Genomic DNA, 19830 nt, shown 5'->3' with positions numbered 1-19830 from the left:
GCAGCAACATGTTCATGAGCCCGAAATGCTAGCAGACCCAACCCCCTCTCCGCTGGCCCAGCACTGGCGGCAACGCGACCTGCAGGTGCTGTGGCACCCGTGCACGCAGATGCGCGAACACCCGCACACCCTGCCCCTGGTGCCGATCGCCCGTGGCGATGGTGCATGGCTGATCGACCACGATGGCAACCGCTACCTGGATGCGGTCAGCAGTTGGTGGACCAACCTGTTCGGCCATGCCGAACCGCGCATCGGGGGGGCCATCGCCGCCCAGGCCACGCAGCTGGAACAGGTGATGCTGGCCGGGTTCGGCCATGAGCCGGCCATCACCCTGGCTGAACGCCTGCTGGCACTGGCCCCGCGCCAGCCTGGCCGCGAACCGCTGGCCAAGGTGTTCTACGCCGACAACGGCTCCGCCGGCGTGGAAGTGGCGCTGAAGATGGCCTTCCAGTATTTCCAGAACCGTGGGGAACCGCGGCGCACGCGTTTCATCGCACTGGAGAACGGTTACCACGGCGAGACCCTTGGCGCGCTGGCAATGGCGGACATCCCGCTGTACCGCCGCGTCTACGCGCCGCTGCTGGCCGAAGGCCTGTTCGCGCCCTCGCCCGACGCTTACCTGGCCGAGCCCGGCCAGAGTGCAGCGGATCGCGCGCGCCAGGCCGCCGATGGCCTGGCCACGCTGTTCGACCAGCATCCGGGCGAGATCTGTGCGGTGATCCTGGAGCCACGCCTGCAGTGCGCGGGCGGCATGCGCATGCATGACCCGGTGTACCTGCAGCGGGTGCGCGAACTGTGCGATGCGCACGGTGCATTCATGATCGCCGACGAGATCGCCACCGGTTTCGGCCGCACTGGCACCCTGTTCGCCTGCGAACAGGCCGGGGTGATGCCGGACCTGATGTGCCTCTCGAAAGGCCTGACCGGCGGCTTCCTGCCACTGGCCGCCGTGCTGGCGACGCAGGCGCTGTACGACGCCTTCCTCGACGACTCGCGCGAGCGCGCGTTCCTGCACTCGCACAGCTACACCGGCAACCCGCTGGCCTGCGCGGCCGCGCTGGCGACACTGGACATCTTCCGCGACGACGATGTGATCGCCCGCAACCGCGGCATCGCTTCGGTGATGGGTACGCTGGCGGCACCGTTCAACGACCATCCGCACGTGGCAGACGTGCGCCAGGCCGGCATGGTGGTGGCGTTCGAGCTGTCGCGCGACGGCAACAAACGCACGCCGTTCGACCCGGCACTGCGGCTGGGCCTGCACGCCTACAAGGCCGCGCTGAAACGTGGCGTGGTGCTGCGTCCGCTGGGCGACGTGTTGTACTGGATGCCACCCTACTGCGTGGATGACGAACAACTGGAGCTGCTGGCACATACCACGCTGGCAGCGATTGACGAGGCGATTGCATGCGCGTGACCCGCTGCCCCATCGACCTGGCGCTGCACAGCGGCCAGACCGTGACCCTACCGGAAGAGACGGCCAACCACCTGGTACGGGTGATGCGCCTGCGCGAGGGCGATACCTGCGTGCTGTTCAACGGCGATGGCAACGACTACAGCGCGACGCTGACGGTGGCCGGCAAACGCGAGGTGCAGGTCCGCATCGACGCCGTGCAGGCCATCGCCAATGAATCGCCGCTGGCGATCACCCTGCTGCAGGGCATCGCCCGTGGCGAGAAGATGGACCTGATCCTGCAGAAGGCCACCGAACTGGGCGTGGCGGCGATCATTCCGGTCAACGCCGAGCGCACCGAGGTGAAGCTTGATGCAGCTCGCGCGGAGAAGCGCGTGGCGCACTGGAACAATGTTGTGACCTCGGCCTGTGGCCAGTCCGGGCGCGCGCGCATCCCGCAGGTGGGCTCGCCTCTGTCGCTGGCGCAGGCGACGGCAGCACTACCGGTGGATACGCTGCGGTTGACCCTGGATCCGCAGGGCGCGCATCGGCTGTCGACGCTGGACGCCGCACCTGCCGCGGGTATCGTGATTGCAATCGGTCCGGAAGGAGGGTGGTCGCCGCGCGACCGTGATCAACTGGAAGCCGCTGGCTTCCAGGGTCTGCAGCTGGGCCCGCGCATTCTGCGCACGGAAACCGCCGGCCTGGCCGCGATTGCAGCATTGCAGGCGCGGTTGGGCGATCTGGGATAAGGCAGATTCGTGGTGGTGCCGGCCGCTGGTCGGCATCTACGGGATCATGAGGTTGCCGGCCAGCGGCCGGCACTACCGGGAATCCGACCGGCGGATTGCCGATCAGGCCGCCAGCGAATCCAGTGCGGCTTCCAGTGCGTCCAGGTTCGGCAGCAACGCGCTCTGCTCACCCAGCAGCACGCGCATGTGCACGATCTGCGGCAGGGTTTCCTCCGAAGCGTCGGCCAGCAGGCCATCGCGCGGCACCGAGATCAGCTGCGGGAAATTCTGCGTCAGCAGTGCATAGTAGGGGCGCTGCGCGTTGCCGCTCAGGGCCTTCAGCACCACCACCTTGTTGTGGCCGGCCACCGCCTCCTCGCCCAGTCCCGAAAGGCGTGCGAACGATACCAGCGGCACCTGCCAGCCATGCCAGCCGATTTCGCCAACCAGCCAGTGCGGGGCATCGGAGACCGGCTGCACCGGCACGCGCGACATCATTTCGGCCACCGTGGCATTGGGCAGCAGCACACGCTCATTGCCGGCCTGGATCAGGACGCCGCGGATTTCATCATTGCTGGCGTAGCTCATGGTGCTTCTCCGTTATCGTCCTGCTCACCCCAGCGCGCGGCGATGGCCTGCGCCAGCTCCTGCGGTTCACCGGCCACCATGCCGGCAGCAACCACGGCAGTGGCCGCCGCCGGGTCATAGCAGCCCTCACCCACCTGCCCGGCCACCCAGGCACCGGCGGCCGCCAGGTCCAGCGCCGGTCCGACATGGGCCAGATCGGCACCGCTGAGGAGCACCAGCGCGGTATGTTCTGCCGGCAGCCCGGCGATGGCGATGCCGTTGGCGTCGCTGAGGAAATGCAGGCCGTCGGGCGCCGCACGTACGCCGATGTCATCGGCCAGCACATGCACCTCGCCCGGGATGGCGCGCTGACCGGCCTCGGCCAGCTGGACCGGCAATGGTGAGACACGTGCCATCTGCTTGACCAGGTTGCCGTAGCGACCGCCGTCCAGGCGCATGTGCACCAGCACCGGCACGCTCAACGAAGACGGCAGCGCGCCGAGCAGGCGGCGCAGCGCATCCGGGCCACCGATACCGGCCAGCACCAGCAGCGATCCGGCGCGCGCGCCCACCGGAGCAGCAGCATCCAGATCGACCAGGCTCAAATGATCGGTATCGAAGGAGGGCTGCGGCGCGGCGACCGGTGCTGCCACTTCTGCCGGTACCGGCGCTTCGATCGATTCCTCGACCAGCGACCAGGCGGTGTGATCGAAGGAGATCGGCGGTACCGAAGGCGCCGCCGGTTCGGCCAGCGCTTGCGGCGGAGAAGGCAGATCCAGTGGCTCGGGCACGACCGGCTGCAACGCCGCCAGTGCCTGTTCCAGTGCAATCGGTTCGTGCAGATGCGCAGGCGGCGAGTACAGGCTGTCAGCGGGGACCTCGTCGGCCCAGCTCAACGCCTGGTCCAGGTGCGGCTGCAGCGCTTCTTCCTGTGGCGCCGGTGCCGGTGCCGGATGGCCAGGCTCCAGCTGCAGGCTGGGTTCATCCTCGGCACCCGGCGGCAACACCTGCTGGTGTCCGTGCAGCTTGGCAGCCAGGTGGCGGCCCCAGCGCTGGGCCTCCCAACCATCACGGCGCGCGGCCAGTTCAGCCTCGTCGAACACCAGGGTCAGGCCTGGTGCGGACAGTACGCTTTCCAGGCGCTCAAGTGCATCCTCGATAGCCGCCTCCAGGGCGATCACCACGATCTGCGGGCGCGCCTCCTGCAGCAGCTGCGGCTCCAGGCTGTTCGGGTCGTCTTCCAGCACCAGCTGCACATCCGCATGCGACAGCGCCTCGCGCAGGCGCTCACGCGCCGCGCCGGGGCGGGCCAGCAGGGCAACGGCCGGAGCCATCTGGGTTTCACTCACGGACACGGGCGATCCCCAGCAGGTCGTACACGTTACGCATCAGGTCCAGTTCCTGGTACGGCTTGCCCAGGTAGCGCTGGACACCAATCTCGAAGGCGCGCTGGCGGTGCTTGTCGCCGCTGCGCGAGGTGATCATCACGATCGGCACATCCTTGTACCGCGGGTCGGCACGCATCGCAGTGGCCAGCTCGTAGCCATCCATGCGCGGCATCTCGATATCCAGCAGCATCAGGTCCGGCACGCGCTCTTCCAGGCGTTCCAGCGCTTCCACGCCATCGCGGGCGACGCTGACCTCGAAGTTGTGGCGCTCGAGGATGCGGCCGGTGACCTTGCGCATGGTGAGCGAGTCGTCGACCACCATCACCAGCGGCACCTGGCGCTCCTGGCGCGGTGCGTTGGCCAGTACCGGCAGCGTCGGGTTGGCGAGGAAGCGGCGCACCAGCGGCGCCACGTCCAGGATCACCACCACGCGGCCATCGCCGGTGATGGTTGCGCCATAGATGCCCGGCACCGAAGCGATCTGCAGGCCGACCGGCTTGACCACGATTTCGCGGTTGCCCAGCACCTGGTCGATCGCCACGGCGGCCCGCAGGTCACCGGCGCGGACCAGCAGCAGCGGCACCTGGTCCTGGCCATCGGCACGGGCCGGGGCCTGCCCGACCAGGCTGCCGAGGTCGTACAGCGGATAGTCCTCGCCGCTGTAGCGGTAGCTGCTGTCGGCGGCTTCGAAGCGCTCGCGCGACAGGCGGCCGATACCACTGACCGAGGCGACCGGCACCGCAAAGGTGGTCTCGCCGATCTGCACGAACACCGCCTGGGTGACCGCCAGCGTCTGCGGCAGGCGCAGGGTGAAGCGCACGCCCTGGCCACGCACCGACTGGATGTCGACCGAACCACCCAGCTGGCGCACTTCGTTGCGCACCACGTCCATGCCCACGCCACGGCCTGCCAGCTGGCTGACCTGGTCGGCGGTGGTGAAGCCTGAGGCGAAGATCAGGTTGTCCAGCTCCTGCTCGCTCGGCTGCGCATCGGCAGCCAGCAGGCCACGGTCGATGGCACGGCGACGGATCGCCTCGCGGTCCAGACCGGCACCGTCATCGGCCACTTCCAGCACGATTTCCGAGCCCTCGCGGTGCAGGCGGATGGCAATCTCGCCTTCATCCGGCTTGCCGGCGGCACGACGCTGTTCCGGTGCCTCCAGGCCATGGGCCACGGAGTTGCGCAGCATGTGTTCCAGCGGCGCGACCATGCGGTCGAGGACGTTGCGGTCCAGTTCGCCGTGGGTACCTTCCAGGGTGAGGTGGACCTGCTTGCCGGTATCCATGCCCGACTGGCGGACCACGCGACGCAGGCGCGGCACCAGACCATCGAACGGCACCATGCGCGCGCGCATCAGCCCATCCTGCAGTTCCGAACTGACCCGCGACTGCTGCTGCAGCAGCGAATCGTACTGGCGCGAAAGATCGTCGAGCACGCCCTGCAGGCCACCCAGGTCGGCCGCCGATTCGTTCAGCGCACGGCTGAGCTGCTGCAGGGTGGAGAAGCGGTCCAGTTCCAGTGGATCGAACTTCTGGTCGGCCTGGTCCTGTTCGCGCTGGTAGCGCGCGACGATCTGTGCCTCGGTTTCCAGGTCGAGGCGGCGCAGCTGGTCACGCAGACGCGCATTGGTGCGCTCCAGTTCGCCCATGGCGCCACGGAAGGCACCGAGCTGCTGTTCAAGCCGCGAGCGGTAGATCGCCACTTCACCGGCATGGTTGACCAGGCGGTCGAGCAGGTCGGCGCGCACGCGCACCTGCTCCTGCTGCGGACGCGCCAGCGGATCGTCATCGACCGCACCTTCTGCCGGCAGCGGTGCCGACAACGGCGCATCGATCAGTGCTGGAGCCGGGCTGGCGACCGCTGCCGCGGCGGTTTCTGCGACGCTCGCCACATTGGCCGCCGCTGCCGCAGCGATATCGGTGGTGGTACGCACTTCGAACGCGTCGACCAGGTCCTGCGCCGGTTCCACCACGCGATGATCACCGGTGCGGGTCAGCAGCTGGTGCAGGCGATCGAAGCCACGCTCCAGCAGCTGCACATCGCGGCGCTCGATCTCGGTGCGGCCGGCGGCGACGGCTTCCAGCAGCGATTCGATGCTGTGGCCGAGATCGCCGATGGCGTTGATGCCGGCCATGCGTGCACCACCCTTCAGGGTATGCAGGTCACGCTGCAGGCCGGCCAGCACCTCGCGGTCCTGCGGCGCATCACGCAGCTCGCTGATCAGACCGTCGCAGTGGTCGAGCAGGTCCTTGCCTTCCTCGACGAAGATGTCGACCAGCTCGCGGTCATACACGCTGAAGTCGAGCGCATCGATGCCATCCGCGTTGTCTTCCAGAGGGGAGGCTTCATCGTGGGCCGGCGCATTGACTGCAACGACTGCGACTTCCGGCTGGACAGGTTCGGCATCGTCATGGACCGTGCCCTGACCCGGTGCTTCTTCGAGTTCGAAGAAGCGCACCGGCTCTTCGGAGGCCTGCGGTGCTTTGGCAGCGACCTCCTCATTCACCGTCGCCGGGGACGGCTGATCGGCGCTCTCTCCTTCACCGACCGCCGCCTCCCCGCCGACGTCCGCATCCTCGGCAAAGGCTTCCGCCTCGCCCGGCGCGAGTTCGCTGGCCTGGAGGCCGAGCACGGGCCATTGCCCGTCGTCGTCCAGGGTCTGCTCTTCGTCGATCACGTGCAGGCCGGCCTCGAGCGCGGCTGCCAGCGTGACCGGTTCTGCAAAACCCGGCGCAGCCATTTCATCCTGCAGGCTCGACAGCTCGCTGTCGAGTGGCAGTGCAGCAGCGTCGTCAAAGGCGTTGCCGTCGGCTTCCTCCAGATCGGAGGGCTGCAGCGTATTCAGGTCGATCGCGTCAATTTCCGCAGACGCAGGCAGTTCGTCCGCGTCGCGGTCATCGATCGGCAGCGCGCTGGCGTCGAGGTACGGCGACAGGTCGTCTGCGGCAGTCAGATCGGCTTCAGCGGCCGGCGCCGGTGCAGCCTCCGCCTCGGCCGGCGCAGCAACCGACTCACTTTCAACCGGCTGGATCGATTCAATCGATCCGATATCCACGGTGGCGGCTTCGCCCTCTCCCGGCACCGACGGCCATCCGGCATCGAAGTACCGCGACAGATCATCGCCGCTGGTCAGTTCACCGACCTCCAGACCTGCATCGATCACGTCCGTGGCTTCCGGCGCCTGCGCGCCGGCTGCAATCGGTTCCAGCACCGGCTCGGCAGGCACGATCCCGGACTCGGTTGCCTCGAACGCGGCGGCATCCGGCGTCTCGACAACGGCATCGAACTCCAGGTCGGCCTCCAACGCCAGATCGTCGTCCTCGTCCTCCAGCCCGGCCATCGGCCAGCGCGCTTCCGGCAACTCGCCGGCCAACGCCTGCAGGCGCTGCACCAGCGCGCCCTGCGGCGCAATCCGCGGCTGCTCGGCCTGCAGCGCTTCCATGGTCGCAGTGATCGCCTGTGCGGTCGCATCCAGCGCGGCTACGCCTTCGTCGCCAGGCACCACGTCGGCGGCGAGCGCGCGCTTGATGTAGGACTCGGCGCCACCGGTGACGGCGGTGATTTCCGGCACTTCGGTCATCGCGAAAGCGCCGTTCATGGTGTGCACCGCGCGCAGCAGCGCGTCGCTGACCGGCTGCGGCGCCTGCTGCGCCGAACGCAGCCAGTCCTGCAGGGTGGCCTGGTGGACTTCCACTTCGGCTTCGAGGATCTCGCGCAGCACGCTGTCGATGTTGGCTGGCGTGCCCACGGCATCCGGCACCGGCTCGGCTTCGTCCTGCACCGACGCGATGGCTTCGGCCGCCAGGATGCGGCTGATCTCGTCCTCGCCTTCGGTCTCGGCCTCGGCCACCGGTGCCACAGGCGCGGCCGCTACCGGCAGCGGCACGTAATAGGTTTCCTCACCGGCGCCGACACGGTCGGCGATGGCCTGCATCGCCTGCAGGTCCACGCTGATGCGCTGGCCGTGGCGCAGCGCGGCGTTCAGCTGCGGCAGCGCGGCGTGCGCGTTGTCGACCATGGCCAGCACAGCCGGCGAGGCCGGACGGCTGCCGTCCAGCACGCGGTTGAGCATGCCCTCGATCTTCCACGCGAACTCACCCAGGGTGCGGGCACCGACCAGGCGGCCACTGCCCTTGAGGGTGTGGAAGATGCGGCGGATCGGCCGCAGCCGGTCCATGTTGTCCGGCTGCATGCGCCATGCCGGCAGCAAGCTGCCGAGATTGGCCAGTTCGTCATCGAACTCTTCCAGGAACACCTCACGGATGTCCTCGTCGATGTTCTCCGCGTCATCATCGAAGCCCGCTTCGAAGCCCGCCTCGGCATCCGCCGTGACTGGCGCTTCGGCCACGGTGGGCGCGGCCGTTGCCTGCGGATTGAAGTCCGCAGCGGCCGCGCTCAGCTCGGCGAAGAATTGTGCGTCGGCTTCGCTGAAATCGATCGGCGCGATGGTGTCGATGTCGATCACCGACACCGCAGGCGCCTCCGCCACAGGCGAAGGCGCGTCGACACCAGATGCCGGCGCGTCAATCGGTGCATCCGCAGCAGCGGCACCCGTTTCGACGGCAACAGGATTTTCGTCCTCCATCGTTGGCACACCGGCATCGGCGATCTCCAGCGACGGATGCAGCGCGGCATCGTCGTCCAGCGACAGCGTCTCCATCGCATGCAGCGACAGCACATCGTCAGCGTTGTCCAGCGCGTCGGCATCGAAGTGGAACACCACGTCGTCACCGGCGGCAGCAGCCTCGTGCTCAGCGGCCACCGGATCGAACACCGGCGCGGCAAAGACAGCGGTGTCGAAGGGCACCGACGCGTCGACGTTGTCCTCGATATCCATCACGGCCACATCGGCCACTGCCGGCGGCGTTGCCTCCGAAAGCGTCCACTGCGGTGCCGGTTCCACTCTGGTTTCGGCCTGTTCGAAACTGACCGGATCGAAGCTGGCAAAGGTCGGGCTGCGCTCGTCGTCGGCACTCGCGGCCGGATCGGCCTCCGGATGGAACGGTGCGAGATCCCATTGCGGAACCTCGGGCGCAGGCGCGCTCGAAGCCGCGAACACCAGCGGTGCATCTGCGTCGTCATGCAGCGACAGCGATGCGGATGCAACGGTTCCCAGCGCACCGAACATCAGGGTGTTGTCCACCACCTCCGGTGCAGGCGTGGCCGGTGGCGGATCAAAGGTAAAGTCCGGCAGTGGCGCCGGCACAGTGCCAGCGGCGGGCGCGGCCGGCTGTACAGCAATCTCGATGCGCTCCGGCTGCAGCGACTCGGCCTGCAGCGCGACCGGCTCGCGATCCACCAGCAGCGATGCAAACGGAATCGGCGCAGCGGCAACCGGTGCCACCGCATTGCGGTCCGGCAACGGCCAATAGCGCAGCGCTTCAAGGCTGCTGCGGGTGATGTCGAGAATGTCCTCGCGGCCCGGACGGCGGTCGCGCAGGGCTTCGAGGTAGTACTCCAGGCTGGCCATGGCGTCGGCCAGGGTGTCCAGCTGACGGCCACTGGGCACGCGCTGGCGACCGATCAGCTCGGCTTCGATGTACTGCTGCACACCGCGCAGGTAATCGGCCGCCGTGCCCAGATCCAGCATGCGCAGCGCGCCGGAGACATCACCCAGCAGGCGCGGCACGTCCTGCAGCTCGGCATGGTTCCAGCTGGTTTCAATGAAAGCAACGAAGTGCTCGCGGGCGGCGGCGAAGTTGGCGATGGCCTCATGCGCCAGCACCTCTACCGTGCGCCGGTTCTCCACCGCGCTCGGATCGTCCTCGCCACTGCCGCCGGCGCCCAGATGGGCGACCTGGTCGTCCAGCGAGGCATCCACGTAGAGCAGCGCACCGGCGATATCCAGCAGCAGGTTCTCGTCGATCTGCTGGCGCCCTTCGACCACGCCACGCAATGCGTCACGCTGCTGCACCACCACGCCGCGGGCAACGCCCAGGCCCATCATGCCCAGCGTATCGGCCACCGCCCCGAGTTCGTTGGCCTGGGTCTGCAGCTGCTCCGGCGCACCGCCGGTGCGCAGGTGCAGGTCCAGCGCATCCTTGATGCGCAGCAGTTCTTCCTTCACCGCACTGCCGACGGTGTCGAGCAGTTCGCGGTTGCGCCCGCTCAGGCTGCCGCGGGCATGGTCCAGTTCGGCCTCGGTGGCGGTGACGCTGTCCGGCGCGAATGCCAGCAGCACGCTGTCATGCACCCCTTCTTCGCCACGCGCGGCACGGATTTCGTTGAGCAGCGGCATCAGCACGATCGGAATATCGCGATGCCCGTTCTGCAGGCGCTCCAGGTAGTCGGGCAGCAGCACGCTGCCACGCATCAGGGTCGCGCAGGCTTCATCCCGATCTGCCACACCACCGGCGCCGATGGCATTGGCCAGCTGTTCAAGCTCCTCGGCCACCATCGCCGGGGCGTACAACTCGACCATGCGCAGGGTGCCCTGCACCTGGTGCAGGTAGCCAGCGCAGATGCGCATGCGGCTGGCATCGGTCGGGTCTTCCGCGTAGTACTCGACCTCGTTGCGCACCTGGCGCAGGGTCTCGTCCAGCTCGGGCTTGACCCAGCCCAGCGCTGCGTGGCTCATCGCATCGCGCAGACTGCTCATGGACGCGCTCCGTTCGCCGCCGCGCGGAAGCCGCGCGAGTTCTGGCGTGGGGAATGGAAATGCTTCATCGACTGGTTCCTTGCTCGCCGCCCTGCCCGCGTCACGCCGGCAGCTTGAAGTCGGCGACCGAACGACGCAGGTCCGCCGCCAGCTGCGCGAGGTGGCCAATCGATTCGGCGGTCTGCCCGGCACCCTGCGAGGTCTGGCCGGTGATCTGCCGGATCACGCCCATGGTGCGGGTGATGTCCGAGGCCGCAGCCGACTGCTGCTGGGCGGCGATGGAGATGTTCTTGATGAGGGTGTTCAATGCATTGGACACGCGCTCGATTTCGGTCAGCGCGGTGCCGGCATCCTCGGCCAGGCGTGCACCGGACACCACTTCGGCTGTGGTCTGCTCCATCGAGGTGACCGCTTCGTTGGTGTCGGCCTGAATGGCCTGGACCAGGTTTTCGATGCGTCGGGTCGCACCCGAGGTGCGTTCTGCCAGGCGCTGCACTTCGTCGGCCACGACCGCGAAACCGCGGCCCGCTTCACCCGCCGACGCGGCCTGCACCGCTGCGTTCAACGCCAGGATGTTGGTCTGCTCGGAAATGTCGTTGATCAGTTCCACGATCGAGCCGATTTCCTGCGACGATTCGCCCAGGCGCTTGATGCGCTTGGAGGTCTCCTGGATCTGGTCACGGATCTGGTCCATGCCCTGGATGGTCTCGCGCACCACGCCGGCACCTTCGGCGGCGATCACCACCGAGCGTTGTGCCACGTCGGCCGACTCGGCCGAGTTGCGCGACACCTGTTCGATGCTCGCCGCGATCTCGCCGATGCGGTCCGAGGCCGAGGTGATCTGGTTGGCCTGGTGGCCCGCCGCTTCCGCCAGCTGCATGGCGGTGGCCTGGGTTTCCTGGGTGGACAGCGCGACCTTGGCCGAGGTGTCGTTGATGGTGGTCACCAGGTGTCGCAGCTCGTCGACGGCGTAGTTGATCGCGTCGGCGATGGCGCCGGTCATGTCCTCGGTCACCGAGGCCTTCACCGTCAGGTCGCCCTCACCCAGCGAGGAAATTTCGTCCAGCAGCCGCATGATCGCCTGCTGGTTTCGGCTGTTGAACTCCACCTGGGTCTGGTAGCGCAGTTCCTGCTCGCGCGAGCGGCTGCGCACGTTGGTGGAGACGAAGCCGATGATCGCGATCAGCGACAGTGCGCCGGACACCACGCCGATCCAGAAGTTCGGGAACAGGCGGGTATCGGACACCGAGCCGAACGAGGAGAACGCGTCGAACAGCTTGCGGCTGTCGTCCAGCATGTGCGCCGAGCCCTGGCCCAGCGCGGTGGCTGCGGACTGCGCGGCGAACAGCTGGCGCGAGCTGGCCAGGATCGCGTCGGCGTCCTGCTTCATCGCTTCCCACTTCTGCTGCGACTGCTCCAGCGCGGCCACGGCGGCAGCACCGCGCACGGCAGTGATACCCAGTTCCTCGTTGCCGTTGCGCAGGCCGTCGAGCACCTGCGAGAACACGGTGATGTCGCGGGCCAGCGCATCGCCGGCTGTAGCAGCACCGCTGCCACCGGCACGCATTTCGGTCACGCGGCGGGCCATCGAGCCGGCCACCACCACCTGCTGCAGCGCGCTGTACACCTGCGCCGACGGCGCACCGGAGGCGGACATCGCACGCACCAGCTCGTTCAGCTGTGCCTGCAGGCCCGGTACTGCACCGCTGAAGTTGTTGGCGTTGCCAGCCAGGGCCAGCACCGCCGGCTCACTGGCGACCAGCTGGCCGGCCTGCTTGCCCAGCGGCGCCCAGGTTTCACCCAGCGTGGCGATCGCGCCGGAGACCCCAGGCTCCTTGCCGTAGCGCCCCTGCAGCGTCGACACATTCTGTTCGATCGCGTTGCGGGTGGCCTTGAAGGCGGTGAACGCCTGCGCGTTGCCGCCCACCGCGTCACGGCCCTGGTTGGCCAGCTGCTGTGACAGCACCTGCAGGTCGGCTGCCTTGGAACCGGCATCGGCCAGGCGACTGCCCTGCCAGGTGGCGACACCGGTGTTGACGCCGAACAGGATCATCGATGCCAGCAGCAGGAACAGCCAGAGGTTGCTGCCGCCCAGCCGCAGCTTGCCGGTCTTGGTGGCGTCCGAAGCAGTACTCATCGTTCAACCTCGTTCTTCAATGCAGGGGGCAGCGCCCGGCCTCAGGCCGCGGCTTGCCGGAATTCAGGGGTGCGCGACAGCAGCGAGAGCGAGAACACGCCCCAGTCCTGGCCGTCGGCGTGGAAGGCGCGGTCGACGAAGTGGGCATAACGCCCATCGGCCAGCGCACCAGCATCGATCTGCTGGGCCAGCTCGAAGCTGCGCTGGCCGAACAGTTCATCGATGGTCAGTGCCACGTCGCCACCGGCCTGGCGCATGATCAGCACCCGCTGGCCTTCCTGCTGCACGGTACGCGTGCCCTCCAGGAAGTACTTCAGGTCGACCACCGGGAACAGGTTGCCGCGCAGGTTGCCCACGCCCAGCAACCACGGCTGCGCGCACGGCACCGGCGTCACCGGCGGCATCGGCACGATTTCCACCACTTCGCGGAAATCGGACACGAGCCGGCGCTGGCCGACGCGATAACCCACGCCACGCCAGAGGTCCTGGGCGAACTGCCGCTCGGGCAGCTGCACCGCATGAGCCAGGCTGCGCCGTTCGTAGGCTTCGAGAATGTCGAAGGGCGAGCGCATCAGGCCACCAGTTCGTTGATCCGCGCGATCAGTTCATCCTCGCGCGGCGGCTTGACGATGTAATCGGCCGCGCCCTGGCGCAGGCCCCATGCCTTGTCGGTTTCCATCGCCTTGGTGCTGACGATGATCACCGGGATGTGCTTGATCGCCGCATCACGGGCCATCGCGCGGGTGGCCTGAAAGCCGCTCATGCCGGGCAGGACCACGTCCATCAGCACCAGCTGCGGCACCTGGTCGCGGACCAGCTGCAGTCCATCCTCGGCGTTGTCCGCTTCCAGCACCTCGTGGCCGGCACGGCGCAGCCACTGGGTGAACACCGCGCGGTCGGTCGGTGAATCCTCGATCAGAACGATACGAGCCATTGTGCCTTTCCCCCCTGGTCAGGCGTTGACGTATGTGCGGATGGCACCCAGCAGTTCTTCACGCGTGAAAGGCTTCGTCAGGTATTGCTCCGAGCCGACGATGCGTCCCCGCGCCTTGTCGAACAGGCCATCCTTGGACGAGAGCATGATGACCGGGGTCGCCTTGAACAGCTGGTTGCCCTTGATCAGCGCACAGGTCTGGTACCCGTCCAGGCGCGGCATCATGATGTCGACGAAGATGATCTGCGGTTGCTGGTCTGCGATCTTCGCAAGCGCTTCAAAGCCGTCGGTGGCGGTGACCACCTCGCAGCCTTCGCGCTTGAGCAGCGTTTCCGCAGTCCTGCGGATGGTCTTCGAATCATCGATGACCATCACCCGGAGTCCTGCGAGTTCCCCGCCCGCAGTCGTGTTTTCAGTCATTGCCTATCCCCAAGCGCACGGCCCGATCTCTGGCGGGGGCCGCTACGAAAGCGTATCTATATCGCACTTACTGCGCCCGCTTCAAGGCCGCCCCACGGCGCGGGGCGTGGCACCCTCCTGAACGTGACGGGTTTCGCAATGAGTGCGCGACCGCCGGGCGGACGCTGCGTTGCAGTACGGCGGGGAGGCGCGCGACCGGCGTTGCCGCTACCATCAACGCCTTGCCTGACAGGTGCGCCCATGCCGTTGAACGTCATCGTGGTGATGGATCCCATCGCCCACATCAAGATCGCCAAGGACACCACCTTCGCCATGCTGCTGGAAGCCCAGCGCCGCGGCCATGCCCTGCACTATGTGCGCCCGGGTGGCCTGGCCCTGGAGGGTGGCGTAGCGGTGGCCCAGACCGCGCCGCTGCAGGTGCGCGACGACCCGGCCGGCTGGTATGAGCTGGGCGCATTCAGCCGCACCGAGTTCGGCCCCGGCCAGATCGTGCTGATGCGCAAGGACCCGCCGGTCGACGCCGAATACATCTACGACACCCAGGTGCTGGACGTGGCCGCAGCGGCCGGCGCCTGCGTGGTCAACAACCCGCAGGGCCTGCGCGACTACAACGAGAAGCTGGCCGCGCTGCTGTTCCCGCAGTGCTGCCCGCCGACTCTGGTCAGCCGCGACGCCAAGGCCTTGAAGGCCTTTGCGCTGGAGCACGGCCAGGCCGTACTGAAGCCGCTGGATGGCATGGGCGGCCGCTCCATCTTCCGCAGCGGCCAGGGCGACCCGAACCTGAACGTGATTCTGGAAACGCTGACCGACGGCGGCCACCGCATGGCGCTGGCGCAGAAGTTCATTCCCGACATCACCGCCGGCGACAAGCGCATCCTGCTGGTCGATGGCGAACCGGTCGACTACTGCCTGGCACGCATCCCGCAGGGCGATGAGTTCCGCGGCAACCTTGCCGCCGGCGGCCGCGGCGAAGGCCGCCCGCTGAGCGAGCGCGACCGCTGGATCGCCGCCCAGGTGGGCCCGGAGATGAAGCGTCGTGGCATGCGCTTCGTCGGCCTGGACGTGATCGGGGATTATCTGACCGAGGTCAACGTGACCAGTCCGACCTGCGTGCGCGAACTGGACGCACAGTACGGACTGAACATTGCCGGCACGCTGTTCGACGCGCTCGAGGCCGGCCTGCGCTGATGCCGTCCGCACCTGCCGTCCTGCCCCCGCCACCGCGCGAAGCGCAACGGCTGGGGGCGACCATCGCGCTGTCTGTGCTGGTCCACGCCCTGCTGATCCTGGGCGTGGGCTTCGCCGTGAAGGGCGATGCCCCGCTGGTGCCGACGCTGGAAGTGATCTTCAGCCAGACCCGCACCGCGCTGACGCCGAAGCAGGCTGATTTCCTGGCCGCAGCCAACCAGGAAGGCGGTGGCGAGCACGACCGCGCACAGCGTCCGCGCGACAACCAGGCCGGTATCGTGCCGCAGGCCCAGTCCGGGCTGAGCCCGGTGCCGCAGCAGCAGCAATCGGCCGCACCGGTTCCGCCGCCGCAGGCACGGGTGGTCAGCAGCCGCAATGGCCAAGAGGTGGTGGCGCAGGCGCAGTCCCGCCCCACACCGGATCAGCCCGAACCGGACGCACCGCTGAGCGCACGCGAGCAGCGCGATGTGGAAATGGCCCGACTGGCCGCTGAAGTGCATCTGCGCTCGGCGCAGTACGCCAAGCGCCCGAACCGCAAGTTCGTGTCGGCCAGCACGCGTGAATATGCCTATGCCAATTACCTGCGTGCCTGGGTCGACCGCGCCGAGCGCGTTGGCAACCTGAATTACCCGGACGAGGCGCGGCAGCGCCGCCTTGGCGGCCAGGTGGTGATCAGCGTGGGCGTGCGCCGCGATGGCAGCGTGGAGAGCAGCCGGATCCTGCGTTCGAGCGGAACGCCGCTGCTGGATGAGGCGGCCCTGCGGGTGGTGAAGCTGGCGCAGCCGTTCCCGCCGTTGCCGAAGACCGAAGATGAGATCGACATCCTGCAGGTCACCCGCACGTGGGTGTTCCTGCCGGGCGGCACCCTGCACGACGACCGGTAGGGGTTTGTTGCCCGGGCCTGCGGCCCGGGACCCGCAGAGGCGACGGCCACAGCCAAAGCAACAGCAGAAGCGGCGGCCGGTGTACTGACGCTTGGCGGGGCGGTGTCGGGTGGCGGGGACGCCGCAAGTACGTCCCTGTAGGCTTAGCCGCGGCATCCATGCCGCGGATACCCCGCAACCCGACACCGCCCCGCCTCTGACAGATCGCGGCGCACCATTGCTTTGGTAGGTGTCGACCTTGGTCGACACACATCCACGCTATGCGTGGATGCGAGCGAAGCGACCCGCTTTTGACTTTGATTTTCTTTTGATTTTCCGTGGCGGACGCACACGGAAACTGTCAGAGGTCGGGCGGGGTGGGTTCGCGGGGGTATCCGAGCCATGGATGGCGCGGCTAAGCCCCCAGGGACGGGTTCACGGCGTCCCCCGCGAACCCACCCCGCCCGGCCAAGCGCGGCTGTTGCAGTCGACTAACAGTCGACTCTACCGATCCTCGGCCACGAGGGGCTCAGCCGTTGGCCTTCGCCTTCGCCTCGCGCGCGGCCTGCTGCTCGACCAGGGTCAGTGCCACGTTGTCGCGCAGGTACGCCGGCTCGACCTTCTCCGGTGCAATGGCTTCGCCGCGCGCGAACGCCGGCACCGCCAGTGCGAGCACGTCCGACGCACGCGGCAATGCCGTGGCGTCGAATCCGCGCAGGCCGTTGCCCAGCTGGGTCACCAGTGCCCCATCGGCTGCACCGAAACCGGTGCCGACACCGTAGGCCGACAGCCCTTCCGGCAGCGCCACCGCAGCGGGTGCGCACACGCGTTCGGCATCACGCGCCACCGGCAGGCCGTCCACACGTTCAAAGCGCGCGACATACAGCTCGCCCATTCGTGCATCGATCGCCGACAGGATCTGCGCTTCTTCCGCCGGTGCGCGCAGCGCCAACACCTGCAGCGTCGAGACCGGCAGCAGCGGCCGGTCCAGCGCCAGTGCGATGCCCTGGGCGATGGCAATCGCCAGGCGCACGCCCGTGAACGCACCGGGGCCGCGGCTGAGCGCGATGCCGTCCAGCTGGCGACGGCTGATGCCGGCGTCGGCCAGCAGCGCCTCGGCCCACGGCAGGCTCAGTTCAGCGTGCCGGCGCGGGGCGATCTCGAAGCGTTCCAGCACCTGCCCATCGACATGCAGGGCAACGGAACAGGCTTCGGTGGCGGTTTCAAAAGCGAGCAGTTTCATCGGATCGGGTCAGAACAGGGGGAACGTGGCACCGGGCGCCGGCTCGGGGCCGGTCGCAACAGCGACCGGGGCAGTCGCATCATCGGCCACGGGCGCCCATTGTGGCGTAAAGAAGGCCTGCACATCGGCCAGGCTGCGGGTTCGGCGGAACGGCGGCAGTGAATCGAGGAAGACCCGACCATAGCCACGGTTGAGCAGGCGTGGGTCGCACAACACCAACACACCACGGTCGCCCTCGCTGCGGATCAGGCGGCCAACGCCCTGTTTCAGTGCAATCACCGCCTGCGGCAGCTGCTCATCGCGGAACGGATTGCCGCCCTGGCCGCGGATCGCCTCCAACCGCGCCTCGTACACCGGATCGTCCGGTGCCGCGAACGGCAGCTTGTCGATCATCACCACGCTCAGCGCCTCGCCCACCACGTCCACGCCCTCGCGGAAACTGGCCGAGCCCAGCAGCACGCCATTGCCCGATTCGCGGAAGCGTTGCAGCAGCGTCGCGCGCGGTGCCTCGCCCTGCACGAACAACGGCCAAGGCCCATCACGCAGTGCCTCGGCGGCCTCGCGCAATGCACGGTGCGAGGCGAACAACAGGAATGCCCTGCCCTGCGAAGCCTGCAACACGGGCCGCAGGGTCTGGATCAGCGCGGTGCCGAAGCCGCGCGCGGCCGGATCGGGCAGGCCTTCGGGCAGGTAGCACAATGCCTGCTCCGGCCAATTGAACGGGCTTGGCTGGACCAGCGTATGTGGGTCGTCCAGGCCCAGGCGGGTGGCGATGTGATCGAAGCCACCGCCCACGGTCAACGTCGCCGAGGTGAAGATCCATGCCGCGCGACTGCGCTCACGATGCTCGCGCAACGGGCCGGACACATCCATCGGCGTGCGTTGGCAGCGGAAGCCACGTGGCGTGAGCTCGTACCAGAGCACATCAGCGGCATTGGCTGTGTCTGCCGGATCGGTATCGAAGTCGAGGCTGGGCTCATCATCGCCCAGCCAGCGGCTGAGTCGCGAGACCGCCTCGCGCGCCCGCGCATGGCAGGCATCCAGGCCCGCCGCCGCTTCGCGCAGCGGCTGCAGTGCCTGCTCCAGGGTCACCAATCCCGCCATCACGGTATCGAATCCGTCGCGCACCTGTGGCATTGCCAGCGCGCGCCATTGCGTGCCACGCGACGGCAAGCCCTCCATCGCCGAACGCAGCGCCAGCAGCGCCTGCTGCAACTGGTCAACCGGTTCCTGCAGTGCCGACTGTGCGCCCCCTACACCGCGCGCTTCGGCCAGGCAGTCGCGGCCCAGTTCCTGCCACGGACGCATGCCAAAACCTTCGCCGAAGAACTGCGCGGCCAGTTCGGGCAGCTGGTGTGCCTCGTCGATGACAAAGGCCTGCGCCCCCGGCAGCAACTCACCGAAGCCATCCTGTTTCAGTGCCAGATCGGCCAGCAGCAGGTGATGGTTGACCACCACCACGTCAGCGGCCTGCGCGCGTTGCCGCGCGCGCACCACGAAGCAGTCGTCCCAGAACGGGCAATCGGTTCCCAGGCAATTGTCGACGGTGGAGGTGACCATCGGCAGCAGCGGCGAGTCATCGGCCTGGCCTTCCAGTTCGGCGATGTCACCGAACTCCGAACGACCGGACCAGGCCAGGATCCGCTGGAACTGCGCGGCCTGTTCGGGGCTGGAAAAACGCGGCTCGCCCCGTGCCTGCTGCAGGCGATAGCGGCACAGGTAGTTCGCGCGCCCCTTCAGCAGCGCACTGCGCAGGCCGACACCGAGTGCCTGGCGCACCCGCGGCAGATCGCGGTGGTAGAGCTGGTCCTGCAGCGCGCGGGTTCCGGTGGAAATGATGGTACGCAGCCCGGACAGCAGCACCGGCACCAGATAGGCAAAGGTCTTGCCAGTGCCGGTACCGGCCTCGGCCAGCAGCAGGTCCCGCTGCTGCAGCGCGTCGGCGATGGCTTCGGTCAGGTGCAGCTGTGCCGGACGCGGGACGAAGGCATCCAGGTGCGAGGCGAGCGCGCCGCCGTCGCTGAGGGCTTCGCGGCTGGCATGGACAAGGTCGGACATCAGAGGGAAAGGATACCCGGCCGGGCGCTGCCCGGCACCCGTTTCAAGCCAGAGCGCAGGCAAAGGCAACAGCAACAGCGTGGTTCATGGCTCTGGGTTGCTGCGTGTTTGGCGGGGCGGGAGGGGCAGGCAGGACACGCCGTAAACCCGTCCATGGGGGCTCGATGGCGCCATCCATGGCGCCAACGGTCCTGCCTGCCCCTCCCGCCCCGCCTTCGACAGTTTCCCGGTGACGGATGGACGTGCTTCGTGGCGTCGCGCTTGCTCGACTGGATTCAGAAGCGGTGGGTCGAACGGAAACAAGAAGGGG

General features: G+C 68.0%; 13 protein-coding genes. 4 read left to right on the top strand and 9 right to left on the bottom strand.

Annotation, left to right across the window (positions count from 1 at the left end):
• Positions 1-25: 25 nt before the first annotated feature.
• Both bioA and HLA98_RS20625 read left to right on the top strand, forming a co-directional pair.
• Complete coding sequence (bioA, locus tag HLA98_RS20630) at positions 26-1417, top strand: adenosylmethionine--8-amino-7-oxononanoate transaminase (protein ID WP_057502049.1); 1392 nt, start codon at positions 26-28, stop codon at positions 1415-1417.
• Entirely contained in the window at positions 1408-2145 is a 738-nt protein-coding gene (locus tag HLA98_RS20625) for a 16S rRNA (uracil(1498)-N(3))-methyltransferase (protein ID WP_057502050.1), read from the top strand. Before bioA ends, HLA98_RS20625 begins: the two co-directional genes overlap by 10 nt.
• Before the next feature lie 102 nt (positions 2146-2247).
• Here HLA98_RS20625 and HLA98_RS20620 read toward each other — a convergent pair whose 3' ends face one another.
• From HLA98_RS20620 to pilG, 7 genes are all read right to left on the bottom strand, one after another.
• A complete protein-coding gene (locus tag HLA98_RS20620) occupies positions 2248-2712 on the bottom strand; it encodes a chemotaxis protein CheW (protein ID WP_057502051.1) in 465 nt (154 codons plus the stop codon).
• Positions 2709-4046: a chemotaxis protein CheB gene (locus tag HLA98_RS20615; protein WP_057502052.1), complete on the bottom strand. Its 1338-nt coding sequence runs from the start codon at positions 4044-4046 to the stop codon at positions 2709-2711. The genes HLA98_RS20620 and HLA98_RS20615 overlap by 4 nt, the downstream gene beginning before the upstream one ends.
• A complete protein-coding gene (locus HLA98_RS20610) occupies positions 4033-10677 on the bottom strand; it encodes an Hpt domain-containing protein (protein WP_057502053.1) in 6645 nt (2214 codons plus the stop codon). Before HLA98_RS20610 ends, HLA98_RS20615 begins: the two co-directional genes overlap by 14 nt.
• A 100-nt stretch (positions 10678-10777) precedes the next feature.
• Positions 10778-12814, bottom strand: a complete 2037-nt coding sequence (locus HLA98_RS20605; protein WP_049445437.1) for a methyl-accepting chemotaxis protein — start codon at positions 12812-12814, stop codon at positions 10778-10780.
• 41 nt (positions 12815-12855) lie between these two features.
• The gene (locus HLA98_RS20600) at positions 12856-13386 is read right to left on the bottom strand and encodes a chemotaxis protein CheW (protein WP_049445439.1); all 531 of its coding nucleotides are present in this window, start codon (positions 13384-13386) and stop codon (positions 12856-12858) included.
• Complete coding sequence (locus tag HLA98_RS20595) at positions 13386-13748, bottom strand: response regulator (RefSeq protein WP_005410717.1); 363 nt, start codon at positions 13746-13748, stop codon at positions 13386-13388. The genes HLA98_RS20600 and HLA98_RS20595 overlap by 1 nt, the downstream gene beginning before the upstream one ends.
• Positions 13749-13766: 18 nt before the next feature.
• Positions 13767-14168, bottom strand: coding sequence for a twitching motility response regulator PilG (gene pilG, locus HLA98_RS20590; RefSeq protein WP_005418455.1), 402 nt, complete (start codon positions 14166-14168; stop codon positions 13767-13769).
• Between the two features lie 240 nt (positions 14169-14408).
• On the opposite strand from pilG, the gene gshB reads away from it, so the two are divergent.
• Both gshB and HLA98_RS20580 read left to right on the top strand, forming a co-directional pair.
• Positions 14409-15356 carry a glutathione synthase gene (gene gshB, locus HLA98_RS20585; protein WP_012511876.1) on the top strand — a complete coding sequence of 316 codons (948 nt, stop codon included), beginning with the start codon at positions 14409-14411 and terminating at the stop codon, positions 15354-15356.
• Complete coding sequence (locus HLA98_RS20580) at positions 15356-16240, top strand: energy transducer TonB family protein (protein WP_049445443.1); 885 nt, start codon at positions 15356-15358, stop codon at positions 16238-16240. The genes gshB and HLA98_RS20580 overlap by 1 nt, the downstream gene beginning before the upstream one ends.
• A 508-nt stretch (positions 16241-16748) precedes the next feature.
• Here HLA98_RS20580 and tsaB read toward each other — a convergent pair.
• Together tsaB and yoaA are read right to left on the bottom strand one after the other, a co-directional pair.
• On the bottom strand, positions 16749-17462 hold the full coding sequence (gene tsaB / locus HLA98_RS20575; protein ID WP_057499825.1) for a tRNA (adenosine(37)-N6)-threonylcarbamoyltransferase complex dimerization subunit type 1 TsaB: 714 nt from the start codon (positions 17460-17462) through the stop codon (positions 16749-16751).
• A 9-nt stretch (positions 17463-17471) separates the two neighbouring features.
• Positions 17472-19520, bottom strand: a complete 2049-nt coding sequence (gene yoaA / locus HLA98_RS20570; protein ID WP_057499826.1) for a DNA repair helicase YoaA — start codon at positions 19518-19520, stop codon at positions 17472-17474.
• Positions 19521-19830 lie beyond the last annotated feature (310 nt).

It is taken from the genome of Stenotrophomonas africana (genome assembly GCF_013004645.1).
Lineage (GTDB): Bacteria > Pseudomonadota > Gammaproteobacteria > Xanthomonadales > Xanthomonadaceae > Stenotrophomonas > Stenotrophomonas africana.
The sequence above is the reverse complement of the archived record's forward strand: the minus strand, read 5'-3'. Positions and strand labels throughout refer to the sequence as shown.